This window comes from Bradyrhizobium sp. LB13.1, from assembly GCF_054056815.1.
In genome coordinates, this window is sequence record NZ_JBSRYQ010000001.1 from 856467 (window position 1) to 870773 (window position 14307).

The 14307-nt window shown below is 64.5% G+C and carries 11 protein-coding genes and 3 pseudogenes; 3 read left to right on the forward strand and 11 right to left on the reverse strand.

The window, feature by feature from the left end; translation table 11 throughout:
* Positions 1-125: 125 nt before the first annotated feature.
* From ACVWYI_RS04015 to rpsT, 7 genes and pseudogenes are all read right to left on the reverse strand, one after another.
* Positions 126-2294 carry a hypothetical protein gene (locus ACVWYI_RS04015; protein ID WP_354103375.1) on the reverse strand — a complete coding sequence of 723 codons (2169 nt, stop codon included), beginning with the start codon at positions 2292-2294 and terminating at the stop codon, positions 126-128.
* Between the two features lie 125 nt (positions 2295-2419).
* Positions 2420-2674 (reverse strand): hypothetical protein, encoded by a 255-nt coding sequence (locus ACVWYI_RS04020; protein WP_456661295.1) that lies wholly within the window; start codon positions 2672-2674, stop codon positions 2420-2422.
* 121 nt (positions 2675-2795) lie between these two features.
* The gene (gene recF, locus ACVWYI_RS04025) at positions 2796-3932 is read right to left on the reverse strand and encodes a DNA replication/repair protein RecF (RefSeq protein WP_247442198.1); all 1137 of its coding nucleotides are present in this window, start codon (positions 3930-3932) and stop codon (positions 2796-2798) included.
* An 82-nt stretch (positions 3933-4014) separates the two neighbouring features.
* Positions 4015-4376 (reverse strand): annotated as a pseudogene (locus tag ACVWYI_RS04030) (endonuclease domain-containing protein).
* Between the two features lie 128 nt (positions 4377-4504).
* Positions 4505-5624 (reverse strand): annotated as a pseudogene (gene dnaN / locus ACVWYI_RS04035) (DNA polymerase III subunit beta).
* A gap of 256 nt (positions 5625-5880) precedes the next feature.
* A pseudogene (gene dnaA / locus ACVWYI_RS04040) lies at positions 5881-7295 on the reverse strand (chromosomal replication initiator protein DnaA).
* 1252 nt (positions 7296-8547) lie between these two features.
* The gene (rpsT, locus tag ACVWYI_RS04045) at positions 8548-8814 is read right to left on the reverse strand and encodes a 30S ribosomal protein S20 (protein WP_007598259.1); all 267 of its coding nucleotides are present in this window, start codon (positions 8812-8814) and stop codon (positions 8548-8550) included.
* A 400-nt stretch (positions 8815-9214) separates the two neighbouring features.
* Here rpsT and ACVWYI_RS04050 point away from each other — a divergent pair, with 400 nt between their 5' ends.
* The 3 genes from ACVWYI_RS04050 to ACVWYI_RS04060 all read left to right on the forward strand — a co-directional run bounded on the left by ACVWYI_RS04050 (position 9215) and on the right by ACVWYI_RS04060 (position 11437).
* Positions 9215-9532 carry a hypothetical protein gene (locus tag ACVWYI_RS04050; protein ID WP_247351545.1) on the forward strand — a complete coding sequence of 106 codons (318 nt, stop codon included), beginning with the start codon at positions 9215-9217 and terminating at the stop codon, positions 9530-9532.
* Between the two features lie 145 nt (positions 9533-9677).
* Positions 9678-10334, forward strand: coding sequence for a peptide-methionine (S)-S-oxide reductase MsrA (msrA, locus tag ACVWYI_RS04055; RefSeq protein ID WP_456661296.1), 657 nt, complete (start codon positions 9678-9680; stop codon positions 10332-10334).
* Positions 10335-10690: 356 nt separating this feature from the next.
* Positions 10691-11437 (forward strand): polysaccharide biosynthesis/export family protein, encoded by a 747-nt coding sequence (locus ACVWYI_RS04060; protein WP_456661297.1) that lies wholly within the window; start codon positions 10691-10693, stop codon positions 11435-11437.
* 1 nt (position 11438) lies between these two features.
* Here ACVWYI_RS04060 and ACVWYI_RS04065 read toward each other — a convergent pair whose 3' ends face one another.
* The 4 genes from ACVWYI_RS04065 to ACVWYI_RS04080 all read right to left on the reverse strand — a co-directional run bounded on the left by ACVWYI_RS04065 (position 11439) and on the right by ACVWYI_RS04080 (position 14107).
* Entirely contained in the window at positions 11439-11921 is a 483-nt protein-coding gene (locus ACVWYI_RS04065; protein ID WP_456661298.1) for a hypothetical protein, read from the reverse strand.
* Between the two features lie 138 nt (positions 11922-12059).
* A complete protein-coding gene (locus ACVWYI_RS04070; RefSeq protein WP_456661299.1) occupies positions 12060-12731 on the reverse strand; it encodes a dienelactone hydrolase family protein in 672 nt (223 codons plus the stop codon).
* Between the two features lie 251 nt (positions 12732-12982).
* The gene (locus tag ACVWYI_RS04075; RefSeq protein ID WP_456661300.1) at positions 12983-13318 is read right to left on the reverse strand and encodes a hypothetical protein; all 336 of its coding nucleotides are present in this window, start codon (positions 13316-13318) and stop codon (positions 12983-12985) included.
* A 24-nt stretch (positions 13319-13342) separates the two neighbouring features.
* On the reverse strand, positions 13343-14107 hold the full coding sequence (locus ACVWYI_RS04080) for an alpha/beta fold hydrolase (RefSeq protein WP_456661301.1): 765 nt from the start codon (positions 14105-14107) through the stop codon (positions 13343-13345).
* Positions 14108-14307 lie beyond the last annotated feature (200 nt).

Genomic DNA, 14307 nt, shown 5'->3' on the forward strand with positions numbered 1-14307 from the left:
AGGCCGATTCCAGGCGCTGGAAAAAGCGCGATTCGAGAAGCCGTTTCGGACCGTGGAAGGCGTGGATTTTGCGGGGACGAGGGGCGTTCCGAGGCGCTTGGAACGCCCGGAACGGCCTTGCAGGCTCAATACATCTGAAGCGGCAGCACATCTCCGCTTGGCCCCACCAGGAGGCCCCAGGCATCGCCGGCGGCCACGGTGAGGGTCTCGGTCCGGGCAGGGCGTCCCGCCAGACGCAGCGCGTACTGGTACTTGCCGGGCGGCAGATCGAGCATCGGGCCCTTCGGCGACTGCGGGCCGCCGGCGCCGGCCGCGATCTTCACGGTTTGATTGTTGATCGTCAGCGATGCTTCCTTCGGCCCCATATTGCCGAGCATCAGCCTGGCCTGTCCGGCCTTCGGCATGATGTCGGCCTTGGCCGCGGCCTGCGGATTCCGCTGCACCAGGCTAACGATTGTCTCGTCCCTGGCGCGGCCGAGCTTCAGCACGGCCGGTCCCTCCGGCGAGGTGAACGCGAGCTCCGCCCGCTCGGCGGTCACAGTCGCGCCGTCGGCCTTCTCCTGCCAGCCGCGCTTGGTCAGCTCCGTGCGATAGAACGCGAGGACGTCGCCAAGCGCGGCGGGGATGCTGGCTTCGAGCTCGCTCCGGAACGACTGGTCGCTGCCGGGGAATTTCGTGGAGCTAACTCCGGTGGAGCTGTGCTGCGTGGGCACCGGCAGGGCGGAATCGGGATCGAGCGTGAGCGGCTCGGCCGGCTTGGCTTGCACCGACTCGACCTGTCCCGGCTTGGCCTGGGCGGGCTTCGCTGCAGCCATCACCAGGCCCGATCCGTTGGCGCTGACATTCACCTTCGGCCCCATCTGCATTACGGTCATCGAGATCGATTTGCCACCCTTTGCGAACTCCATTACCGCCATGTTCGGCTGGTTGATGACGGACGGCTGCTCCTTCCAGCCTGCTGATTTCAGCAGCGCCCGGTAGAACGTGGCGAGCGCCTTGACGCTTGAGGTGGAAGCGAATTCGAGCCGGCCGGCGCCGCCTTCGAACTTCACGCCCTCGGCGGTTTCAGGCAGCGGCACCGGCGTCTTGCTGTCGGCCAGTGCATTCAGCGGCGCATCTGACAGCGCGGCCGCCTGCACCTTGCGTCTTGCGTCGTCGGCGGTGATGAGCTGCTTGGCCGCACCTAACGCATCCCCAAGGAACTTCTCGTCGGCCTCCTTCTTCGCCTGGGCACGGGCGGCAAGTGCGGATTCCTTCACCTGCGCGGTCAGGCTGACCATGGTGAAATCGTATTTGCGGCCAAGCCGCAGCAGGCCGGTTTCCTCAGCCGAAGAGATCCTGATCGCGACCTCGTCGCCGGGCGCGCGCGGCGCGCTGCCGTCCTCCTGCCAGCCGCGCGCGGCGAGCTCGCGATGATAGAAAGCGAGCACGGCGGGCAGCTCGGCCATCGCGGCGGCTGACATTTCGCGCTTGTCGGAGCTTGCGCTGCCGAGGCCCTTGGCCGTCTTGGTCGGGCTCGGTCGCGGCAGGCCGGCCAGATCGCTATCCGCTTTGAGCTCGCTGGGTAGCGCAAAGGGCGCGACCCGGATATCGACATTGGTGCGGCCATCGTCGCGGCGCGTCAGCGTCAGCATCACGGGCTTCTGTTGATAAAAGCCGGTCTCCTTGCTATCGGCGTGCGCGTAGAACGCGCGCAGGCCGTTAGGAACGGTTTCATCCAGGCTGGTCGTCCAGCGCGCAGCGGTTTCCGGCGTGAGCTTCTGCCAGCCGATCGCAGCCATCTGGCTGCTGTAGAAGTCCGACGTTGCATCGAGCGGCGTCGGCGCGATGCAGTCGAGATAGGGCCGCGTCCCGTCAAACACGATGTCGCTTGCGCCTTCCGGAAATGGCACGTTCCCGTAGATCCGGTCGGTCGTGTAGTAAACCACGGACTGGTCGGGCCGGCCGAGCGCCTGCGTGAAATGAACGAAAAGGCCCTGCCGACCCTTCTTGAACTTCAGCAGGCTGCTTTTCTCCTCCAGCGGCATCACATAGGGCACCCAGCCGTTGGCAATCAGGAGCTTTTGGACCGCGGGCAGCGTCACCGCCTGCGGCGTCGGCATGCGATACTCGGCGCGATAGGGATCGGGGCGCGAGGTGTCTTCCACCGCGCCCTCGAGCTGCGGCAGCGCGTGAACGTCGACGATGCCCTCGTCGGCGCCGGCCGCGATCGAGCAACTCGCCATCAGGAAGAGACCGCATGCAAGCAGCTGCCATCGTGCCGGGACTTGCGTCCCGCGCGGGATCATCGACATGGTTACGTCTCCAGGATGCCGCGCGGCGCTTTGGCCGTGCGATTGCAACGGCTGCGCCACCGTCGGCGCGGTCTCAGACCAGAAGTCGCGTCGGGAAGCGGGCAGGTTCAAAGATCTCGGAGGTCTCAATAGAGCTGGAGCGGCGACCATGCCTCGCCGTCGCGCCCGACGGTGAGCTCCCAGGCGTCGCCGGCCGCGACGGTCGGTGCGGGCAGCTTGGCATCGGGATCCAGCGTGAGGTCGGCCGAGAACAGCGGCGACAGATGCGGCATCCAGGCGCCGGCGCTTGCCGCGAGCATGCACGTCGCGAGCAAGACGAGGCCGCACGCAAACGCCCGCCATCGTGCCGAGGCTTGCACCCCGGACCTTACCGTCCGCATCCCATTCTCCAGGAATGTCGCGCGCGTCAGTGTCATCGCGCGATGGCAACGGCTGCGACACTATTGGCGCGGCCTCAGACAGCTAGTCGTTGACGGGACCACGCGGGTTCAATGCGGCGGCTCACCGGCGCGCGCTGACTTGTCCGCTCTCGACGTCAAAGATCTCGCCCCCGGTGCCGATCTCGGCGAAGGCGGCCGGATCTGCGCCGGTCAGCCACACCTGCGCGCCGAGCTTGCGCAGCTCGTCGAACAGCGCCGCGCGCCTGCTGGGATCGAGATGCGCGACGACCTCGTCGAGCAGCAGCAGCGGCACGATGCCGGTCATCTCGGCGACCAGGCTCGCATGCGCCAGCACCAATCCGATCAGCAACGCCTTCTGCTCGCCGGTCGAGGCATCGCGCGCCGGCATGCTTTTCGGCGCGTAGATCACCTGGAGATCGGTGAGATGCGGACCGTCCGTGGTGCGGCCGGCGATGGCGTCACGCGGACGGTTGTCGCGCAGGATCTGGCGGTAGCGGTCCTCGACCGACGTCGCCGTCTCGTTCAGCAGCGCGTTCTCCATCCAGCCGTCGAGCCCGATTTGCGCCGAGGGGAAGGCGGAGGTCTGCGCGCGTGCATTCAGCATGCCGGTGAGACGTGCCGCAGTCTGGCCGCGGGTTGCGGCGACGGCGACCGCAAGCTCCGCGGTCTCGCGCTCGATCGCGTCACACCAATGGTCGTCGTAATTGCGCGTCTCGAGCAGGCGGTTGCGCGAGCGCAGCGAGCGGTCCAGCGCCGAGATGCGGCTGGAATGGTCGCTGTCGATGGCAAGCACGAGGCGGTCGAAGAAGCGCCGGCGCTCGGACGCCGCACCCATGAACAGCCCGTCCATCGCCGGCGTCAGCCACACCATACGGATATGGTCGCCGAAGGACGCCGCCGAATTGACCGGTTCGCGGTCGATGCGGCAGCGCCGGCTGACCGGGCTGTCGGCGCGCGGCGGATCGATGCCGGTGCCGAGCGTGGCGAGGCCCAGCGCGCCCTCGACCTGTGCAGATACCGCCCAGGAACCGTCGCCCTGGTTGTCGGCAACGTCGTCCAGGGTCGCACGCCGCAAGCCGCGTCCCGGCGACAGGAACGAGATCGCCTCGATGCAATTGGTCTTGCCCGCCCCGTTCGGCCCGACCAGCGCCACCATGTCAGCCGTCGCCTCGAGCCCCGCCGCCCGGTAATTGCGAAAATGCGTCAGCGTCAGGCGATGAATGCGGGAGGGGGTCATGATTTGCGGGCACACTCTGATCCCTCCCCCCTTGTGGGGGAGGGTGGCGCCTCACGAAGTGAGGCGACGGGTGAGGGGTATCTTACCGCCCGGCGAGCTTTGCAAGGATATCCTCCTGCACCGCCACAGGTCGCTGCAACACATCGTTGTTCCAGTAGCGCGCCGTCTGAAATCCTTCGGCCGCAAGCATGGCCTCACGGGCAGCGTCGCCTTGTGATTCTACGTGCTGGCTGCCGTCGATCTCGATCACAAGGCATTTCTCGAAGCAGAGTCGAGAATGTAGTTTTTGAACGGGACTTGCCGACGAAACTTGAAGGCGGACAGCCGGCGTTCTCTGAGCAGCCGCCACATCGCAGCTTCCGCATCAGTCGGCTCATGCCGCATGTTCTTCGCAAATTGGCGGAGATGTTTGGGGACTGGCCGATGGGACGGATCTTGCGGCACTAACCCCTCACCCTATCGAGCTTGCGTCGACCAGCGGAGTAGCCCTCTCCCACAAGGGGAGAGGGCGCAGCAATGCGCATCGCGCTTGCTTCCAAAAGCAGGGTGCGCGTGGCGTAGAGCTACGTTCCTCACACTCGCATCGGCATCAGCACGTACAGCGCGCTCTTGTCGTCGCGGTCCTGCACCAGCGTCGGCGAGCCGGGGTCGGCGAGCCGGAGCGTTGCGACGTCGCCTTCGATCTGGGCTGCGATGTCGAGCAGATAGCGGGAGTTGAAGCCGATATCGAGAGCGTCGGAGGCGTATTCGACTTCGAGCTCTTCGGTCGCGCTGCCGGAATCCGGGTTGGTCACCGACAGCACCAGCTTGCCCGGCGACAGCGACAGTTTCACGGCCCGCCCGCGCTCGCTGGAGATGGTGGAAACGCGGTCGACCGCGTTCTCAAAATCCTTCTTGTCGACGACGAGTTCCTTGTCGTTACCCTGCGGGATGACACGGCTGTAATCGGGGAAGGTGCCGTCGATCAGCTTCGAGGTCAGGACCACATTGCCGATGGTAAAGCGGATCTTTGCCTGCGACAGCTCGATCGTGACCTCGGCCTCGTTGTCCTCGATCAGGCCGCTGCACCTCGCTGACCGTCTTGCGCGGAACGATCACGCCGGGCATGCCGTCGGCGCCCTTGGGCTGGACCAGGTCGAGCTGCGCGAGGCGGTGGCCGTCGGTGGCGACGCCGCGCAGGGTCGCGGCATTGGCGGAGCCTGCGGCATGCAGATAGATGCCGTTGAGGTAGTAGCGCGTCTCCTCGGTGGAGATCGCGAACTGGGTGCGGTCGATCAGCCGCTTGACGTCCTTGGCGGCGAGCGAGAACGAATGCGACATGTCGCCGGCGGCCAGATCCGGAAAATCATTCTCCGGCAGCGTCTGCAGCGTGAAACGGGAGCGGCCGGCGCGGATCGCCAGCACGGCGCGGTCGCCGTCGGCTTCGAGCACGATCTGCGAACCATCGGGCAGCTTGCGCACGATGTCGTAGAACATGTGCGCCGGCACGGTGGTGGACCCTGCGGTCGCGGTTTCCGCCGCGAGCGTTTCCGTCACCTCGAGGTCGAGGTCGGTCGCCTTCAGCGACAATTTCGCGTTCTCGGCCCGGACCAGCACGTTGCCGAGGATTGGAATCGTGTTGCGGCGCTCGACCACGCGGTGGACATGGCCCAGCGACTTCAGGAGTTGCGCGCGTTCGACCGTAACCTTCATTGCACTACTCGCCCGATCCCCAAGGAAACACAAATTTGGAAAAGCCGGGCGGCGGGACGCGCGCCACGGTACCGAAGACCCCCAAAGCCGGATCATCCAGCCGATATGACCAAAGCCTTCAGGGTCGCGCAAGGTGGCGCGTAAAGTCATCCGTTTCAAGGGATCGCGGGATGGTTCCCCACGATTTACCGGCAAAAACACGCCCGCCGCCCAGGCATGGCCGGGGCGGCGGGGGGAAGGGGAAAGACCTGGGCGTTTATTCCTGAAGCTGACGCTTCAGCGATTCGACCTCGTCCGACAGCGCCGTGTCCTTGGAAACCAGGGCTTCGATCTTGCGAACGGCGTGCAGCACCGTGGTGTGGTCGCGCCCCACCGAAGCGGCGGCCGATTTCCGGCAGCGAGCGCAGGGTCAGCGTCTTGGCGAGATACATCGCCACCTGGCGCGGACGGACCACGTTGGCGGTCCGGCGCGAGGACAGCAGGTCGGAGCGGCTGACATTATACTGCCGCGCCACCACACGCTGGATGTCCTCGATCTTGATGCGCTTCGGCTCCTGCGGCCGGATCAGGTCGCGCACCTCGTGCTCGGCCATTTCCAGCGTCACCGGCCGGTTGTTGAGCTTCGAGTGCGCGAGCAGGCGGTTGATCGCGCCTTCGAGATCCCTGCCGTTATGGGTGATGGCGCGGGCCAGATAGGTCAGAACCTCCTCCGGCACCTCGAACGTCGCGTGATGGGCGCGGGCCGCCGCGACGCGCGACTTGAGAATGCCATGCCGCAGCTCCTCGCCGAGCGAGGCCATCTCGACCACGAGGCCGCCGGCCAGCCGCGAGCGCACGCGATCATCGAGGCTTTCGAGATCGGACGGCGGCACGGTCGGCCGCGATCACGACCTGGCGTCCGGCGTCGATCAGCGCGTTCAGGGTGTGACAGAACTCGGCCTGGGTCGACTTGCCCTGCAGGAACTGGAGATCGTCGATCACGAGCACGTCGATGCCGCGCAGCGCTTCCTTGAAGGCGAGTGCCGTCTGCGTCTTCAGCGCGGCGACGAAGCCGTACATGAATTTTTCCGCGGTCAGGTAAAGCACCTTGCGCTCGTTGCCGGAATTTCCGGCCCAGGTCACTGCCTGCAAGAGATGCGTCTTGCCGAGTCCAACACCCGCATGGATGTAGAGCGGATTGAACATGACGGGATCGCCGCGGCGACCCTCCGCGACTTGACGCGCAGCGGCATGCGCCAGCGTGTTGGAGCGGCCGACGACGAAGCTTGCGAAGGTCAGGCGCGGATCGAGCGGCGAGCCGCCGAGCGCATCGTGATTGGCCGAGACCGGCGCGGTCGCGGTCGAGCGCAGCTCCGGCGCAGGCGAGCGGCGCGCTTCGACGGGCGCGGGCACTTCCTTCTGCTGAACGACCGGACGCACGGCCGAACGAACGGTGAGATCGATACGATGCACTTCGGGCATCTCGGCCTGCCAGCACGACAGCACGCGCTCGGCGTAATGCGCCTGAATCCAGCTCTTCAGGAAGCGCGTGGGGACCGAGAGCCGCACGCTCTCCTCCTGCACACCTTCCAGATCCATGCGAGCAAACCAGCTCGTATAGACGTCTTCGCCTACGTTCGTGCGCAGCCGGCTCTTCACGCGTGACCAGCGATCCTGTTCCGATGGGTTCATCGTTAAAAAACTTCTCTTGAGAGATAAGGTTGCGTTGTGAACGCCAAGCGGGGTTCCCCGTCATGGCGCGACCTCAAGCGATTCCATCGTCGGGCACAGCTCGACCGTTCGGCGCGAACGCCGCGAGGTCAGATCAGCGATGTCGGAGATGGAGAGTTCGCGAGGTCAGCGCGTACTCGGCGCGCCCTCACACGAGGGGGGCTGAACGCAGGACGGATCGGAGACGGCATCATCGAACGATGGAATCTGTGTCAACACCGCGTTGAATCCGTAGGACATGATACCTCCCCGTCCTGCCGCGATCGCTCACGGCAAGGTCCTGCCTGAAAAAACAACCGCATCTGAATTGCTCCAGCCGCGGATGCGCCCGTCTGTACTCGCCGTCCGCTCGGCTTCGCCATCCTGCGTGTCGGAGTAGCCTCGAGATGTCTCTCATTTTGCGCTGGGCGCGAGCGGGAAGATCCCGCTTGGAGACATTCAGACAAAGAACTACCGTTCCCATATTGCTATGGGTTTCGAACCGACAATCGCTGGGTTAAGCGTCGCTTACGTGCACATCGCCGCCGATTTGCACGCTCGCCCCGTTTCCGATACCGCGCTGGTCTCAAGATCGTGGGCGCCGCTGACGCCTTAAGGAATACACTATGCCGAAGGACTCGCAACGAAATTGATTCACACTTGAGGCGTCAAAAAACTTGATCTGCGTTAACGCCGCGCGCGACTTGTGCACAGGCTTCAGACCAAGGTTTTGGATTCGTGCACAGAATCGAAAGAGCCGCGCCTTGTGTGACAATTCTCCGCCACTGCCAAAAATTCTTTACAAAAGCGTCACGCGGCGAGACGCGCGGGCGATTTTTCCAAATGCTTGGCGTCACTATGTCGATAAGTGATTAGCGAGACACCGTTTTTTGAGTCTCGTTTCACAGGGTAACTCCATCGCCTGGCGCGATCCGGTGAAACTACGGTGTGAAGAACGCGCAGGCGCAGGAATTCAACTTGAGCCCGCCTCGCAAGGGCTTTTTGCACCGCGGTGAAAAGTTTCCCCTGTTGCAAAATCACCCGCAGGTAGAACTAATGGTGTGGACGCCGCGATCCTTCGATCGAAGGTCGGTCGCGCCTGACTGCTTGCGTGACTATGGCTGGCAACAAAAAAGCCCGGCGTGATGCCGGGCTGTTTGACGCGTGCGATGTGCGCTCGAATCGTCCGATCGAACGAAGGCTTGCTAGGTCACTCGCCAGATTACTCGCGGGCTTACTTGGCGAGCTTGGCGATCTGCGCGGTGAGCCGCGAGACTTTGCGGCTGGCGTTGTTCTTGTGAATGATGTTGCGCTGGGCGGCGCGCATCAAAGCGGGCTCGGCATTCGCCAGCGCCGTCACGGCGGCGGCGCGGTCGCCGGTCTTGATGGCTTCTTCGACGTTACGCACGGCACCGCGCATCTGGGTGCGGCGCGACTTGTTGACGGCGGTGCGGCGGGCGATCTTGCGCGTCGCTTTCTTGGCGGAAGTGGTATTGGCCATGGTCTCAATGTCCTTTGCGGGTACCGGTCGCGTCTTGGTCGGTAGCGCCGGCTTGCTTGACCGCGTAATCGACGCTCGGAATCAGGGTGTTCGGTTGCTAGGCTGTTCCCGGAACATGAGCGACAGCCTTGCGGCTGTCTCCGAGGCCCAAAGAGCCTCTAAGCCCAAAGAGCCTGCAACTGCTCAAAGAACAGCGGCGGCAGGATTGCGCCCGCCGCCAGTTGGCGCCCTTATAGAGAGGGTCTTTGGCACCGTCAACGCTTTCCCGGGCTGGAAAACCAGCCCTAGGGCCTGGATGAGTGCCGTAACGCCCTGAAGAGGTTGAATTTCTGCCGTCTGCCTTGTATTGGCTGGCAGCGTTACGAGGATCGTCCGATCGGGCGACCATATAAGGTGAAGCATGATCCGCGGCTTTTTCCGACTGATTGGGCTGTTGCTGCTCGCCGGCGGATTCATCTTCATGGTCTATGACGGCGCCCGCTGGGTGGCTGACCAGACCCTGCGGTTCACCCGCTTCGGCCAGTTCTGGAACGACATCAATCAGGGCAGCCAGACGGCGTTCCGGACCTGGGTCGAGGCCAAGGCGCCATGGCTCTGGACCTCGGTGATCCGCCTGGTGCTGGATCAACCGGTTTTCGCCGTCCTCGGCATTCTGGGCATCCTCCTGATGATCCTGTTTCGCCCGCGCAAGCCGCTGATCGGTTATTCCCGGGATTGAGCTTTCAATCCCCGACTGAGCCGGGCGCGCGCGGCGTAACAGGGCTGCCCCTTGCGGCGTAGATCCCTATATTCCCACCTGATCGCGAGCACGCCGCCTGAGCACCTGTCTCAAGCGACCGACAGCTCGTTGCGGAGATTCAATCATGCTTTTCATGCGCAAGACCACCGCATTGCCGAGCGCCACGGAAGCGCTGCCCGGCCGTGCGCAAGCTATTCCGACCGCGACCAGCCATTTCGTCAACGGCGCGAAGTTGCAGCCGCCTTATCCCGCAGGCCTCGAGCAGGCGGTGTTCGGGCTCGGCTGCTTCTGGGGCGCGGAGCGCAAGTTCTGGGAGCTCGGCGACGGCGTTTACGCCACCGCCGTCGGCTATGCCGGCGGCCACACGCCGAATCCGACCTATGAAGAGACCTGCTCAGGCCGCACCGGCCACACCGAAGTGGTGCTGGTCGTGTTCGATCCGAAAAAAATCTCCTACGAGAAGTTGCTGACGATTTTTTGGGAGAGCCACAACCCGACCCAGGGCATGCGCCAGGGCAATGATGTCGGCACGCAGTACCGAAGCGCGATCTACACTTATTCGGACGCGCAGAAGAAAGCGGCCGATCAATCGAAGGCGCTCTATCAGAAGGCGCTTGCCGCAAAAGGTCTCGGCGCCATCACCACCGAGATCGCACCCGCCGGCGAATTCTATTTTGCCGAGGACTATCACCAGCAATATCTGGCGAAGAATCCCGCCGGCTATTGCGGTCTGGGCGGCACCGGCGTGTCCTGCCCGATCGGCGTCGGTGTGAGCGCGTAAGCTGGCGACGAACTCGCTGTACCTCTCCTGCAAGAGCAGGGCAGCGGCATTTGAGAGCAGTTTCCGGCGGCCCATCCTTCGAGACGCCCGCTTTAGGCGGGCTCCTCAGGATGAGGATGGAGTGTACGGCAACAGTTTCAACAGGCACCGATGCCGATTAGCCTCATCCTGAGGAGACCGCAGAGCGGTCGTCTCGAAGGACGAGGCGCGCGTTCAGGCTGGCCCAAAAGGCCATATGCGATAGCAGTGCCCGCAAGCGGGAGAGGGAGCGCAGCGAGCATCGTCGCGCCCCTCAACGCTTTATTAACCATAACCGGTGCAACACTGGATCTGTCTCGTTTCGAGGGATAGGTCCGGTGCCGGTTGCACGCGCGTTTCGATGGTCGATCTTGGCAACGTCCTTGGCAGCGTCCGCCGCGCTTGCGCTTGGCGGCTGCATGCAGACCGCCGGCCCTGTCGCGGTGATGCAGCCGCGCGCCGATCTCGACTCCATGGCCTATGGCCAGCCCTATTACGCGCCACAGCCGGTCGTCGTCGGCGACGGGGGCGGCGCCATCGGGGCTCTGCGCAATTCCTTTGCCTCTTCGCCTGCGCCCATGCCGGTCGGTTATGCCGCACCGATGGCGGCGCCGGTCCGCTACGATTCCTCCTACCATCTCGATGCAGGCGACAGGCTGCGCGTCGTGGTCTATGGCCAGGAAGGTCTCACCAACAGCTACGCCATCGATGCTGGCGGCTCCATCACCATGCCGCTGATCGGCGGCGTGCCGGCGCGCGGTCGTACCCCGGCCGGCCTCGCCGGCGAGATCGCCGCACGCTTGCGCAGCGGCTACATCCGCGAGCCTTCGGTGGCCGTGGAGATCGAGGCCTATCGCCCGTTCTTCATCCTCGGCGAAGTCTCCGCGCCCGGACAATATCCTTACGTACCGAACATGACGGTCGAAAGCGCCGTCGCGATCGCGGGCGGCTTCTCGCCGCGCGCCAAGCGCGACGTGGTCACCGTCACGCACACCGAAGCCGGCGGCTCCATGCGCGCTATCGTCCCGCTCGGCACGCCCCTGGCCCCCGGGGACACCGTGTTCATCGGCGAGCGCTGGTTCTAGCTCACCGCCTGAAATCCAGCCGTCCGCTCGGAAAACATCCGTCGATCCTGTTGGCGTCGACCACTAGCCCGATCCATGGCCGCGTGATCGCCGGCGTGGTCAGGTTGATGTATTTTCCGACCAGGCGACCCGCGCCGTCGCGCGCGGCATCGATCAGCCCGTGCCGACGACCGTCGTCCCAGTCGAAGCGCAGATAGATCCGCTCGCCTTTGACCTGAACCTCGGCGCGTCCCTGCTTCCATTTCTCCGCCGTATCGCCGGCGATGGTCGGATCGGCGCCGCCATTCCAGCGGCTTGCCCAGCGGCCCTCGATCGGATCGGACATTGTCGCGATGGAGGCCCATGCCGCCGCGTTGCCGTCGGTTGCATCGCCGGCCAGCGTGGCGGTCGCGGCATAGTCCGTCACTTCGGAATCATCGGGCGAGGGGACGTCCATGGTTCCGAATGGATTGCGGATGACGAGGTGCGTGATGTCCTGCTGCATGGCGGTCTCCTGGCGTGAGCTGGCTTGATCCGCCTGCTCTATCGCCACGCGCCGTGAGGCGGCCACCCGATTCCTGCTCTCCTCATTCCGGGCCTGCGCCGCTCGACGTACCCCGGAATGACGGCAGCAAGTGCGGCCCTATTTCAAATGCTTCGCAAAAAAATCCATGCTGCGCGGCCAGGCGATGTCAGCGCTGGCTTTGTCGTAGCTCGGCCGCTCGTCGCAATGGAAGCCGTGCTGGGCGCCCGGATAGACGAAGACCTCGACATCCGGCCGCTTGGTCTTGACGGTCTCGACGTCGGTCAGGGGGATGCCGGTATCCTTCTCGCCGAAATGCAGCTGCGTCGGCACTTTCGGTGTCTCGTCGGCAAAGCGCGCGACCGCGCCGCCGTAATAACCGATCGCGGCCTTCAGGCCCGACAGCCGCGTCGCCGCGACGAAGGCGATGCTGCCGCCGAGACAGAAACCGATAATGCCGACCGGGCCGACGCTCTTCACCGCATCGATCGCCGCCTGCGTGTCGCGCAGCATCGCCTCCCAATCCGGGCTGGCGACGAACTTGCGCGCTTCCGCGATCTCGTCAGGCGTGTAGCCCGACTGGAAGCCCGGCGACGTCCGGTCGAAGATCGACGGCGCGATCGCGACATAACCCTCCCCGGCGAGGCGATCGCAGACCGAGCGGATGTGATGATTGACCCCAAAGATCTCCTGGATCACCACCACCGCGCCCTTCGCCGTGCCCGAGGGCTCAGCGCGATAGGCACCGAGCTGGAAATTGTCGGAAGCCGTCAGTTTGATGTCTTGTCCCACGCGGGTTGTCCTTTTTGGTTGTCACGAATTCTAATCTCTCCCCTCATCCTGAGGAGCGCGCCCCTTGCGCGCGTCTCGAAGGATAGAGGCCCGTGACGCTTCAGCCGGGCCTTCATCCTTCGAGACGCTTGCTTTGCAAGCTCCTCAGGATGAGGGGAGGCAGGCCGTGCCTGCATGGTTCTCGCGGTGATGCGCAATATCGTCCGCCAGACGCGCGCAAGGGGCGCGCTCCTGGCCATGAGGAGAACCACCTACTCCCACATCCAGTTTTCGCCGTAGTCTTCCTTCCATCCTGCCAATCGTCCGTGACGGAATTGCAGGAACAGGCGATGGCGAGAGGGTATCAATCCGCTGCCGCCGATGTTGCGCAAAGCGAGGTAGATCTCGCTGCCGGGACGCCCGCGGACGTATCGCAGCGGCTGCCCCAGGGCGCGCGCGGTCTGCTCGGCGTCCATGCCGAAAGCGAGTGGCGTATTGTTCGACAAGGTCGCGACAAAAGGGAGACGCGGCGGCATGGTGCCGAACGGCTCGGCCTGCGCAGATACCGATACCAACACCGCGCCCGCCGCCAACATCGCTCGCTTCATTGCCAGTGTTCCTGTCCGACCGTCCTATCCCGGCAAGTTCTTCAGGAAAGGCACCACCGCGTCAACAAAAGCCTGCGGCTGATCGATGTTGACGGCATGCCCGGCGGCGGGGATCACGACCTTTTGCGCGCCGGGAATTTTCGCGGCCATGTAATCGGACGCTGCGAGGAACGGCGTGTCGTCGGCGCCGACAACGATCAGCGCCGGCACCTTGATATCCGGCAGCAGCTCGATCACCTTCGCATCGCGCTGGGTCAGCATGCCGCGTGCGGCAAGCGCCAATCCCCTGGCATTGCGATGGCTGGCCGTGGCGCGCTCGCGCGTCGCTGCCTTCAGCATGTCGAGGCCTTCGCGATCGAGTCTGTCGGCAGTGGCGAGCGCTCGCGCGTTCCAGGCCTCGCGCGCGTCGTCCTTCTTGAAGCCCGGGCCGGTGTCTATGATCAGCAGCGCGCGGGCGCGCATCGGATGCGCGCGAGTGAAAGCGAGTGTCATGTAGCCGCCGAGCGACAGCCCGCCGATGATGGCGCGCTCAGCGCCGGCTGCATCGAGGATCGCGGCCATGTCGCCGACGGTCAGCGCCTCGCTGTAGGCGGCGGGATCGTCGGGATAGTCGGACTGGCCGTGACCGCGCATGTCCCACAAGATCAGCTTGTGATCCCCGGCAAGCGCATCGATCTGCCCATGCCACATTGCCGAGGTCGAGGAGTAGCCATGGGTCAGCAGCAGTGGCGGTCCCTCGCCATGAACCTCGTAATAGATTCCGACGCCGTCCCGATCGATCCTTGGCATTGCTTCCACCTTGTTATCTTGCTTCTTGGCCCATCCTAACGCGCTGGGTTACTCGGAGGAAACCGCCTGATTGCGATGGCTTGCATGTCTGGCGCCGCACTCGGTTGCGTTCAGTGGCTGCAACACCGCCCTTGTCGCGACGCACAACGAGCAGGCGGCGCGTTTGTTTCGATCGATTCCAAATTGCATTTGCCTCCGCC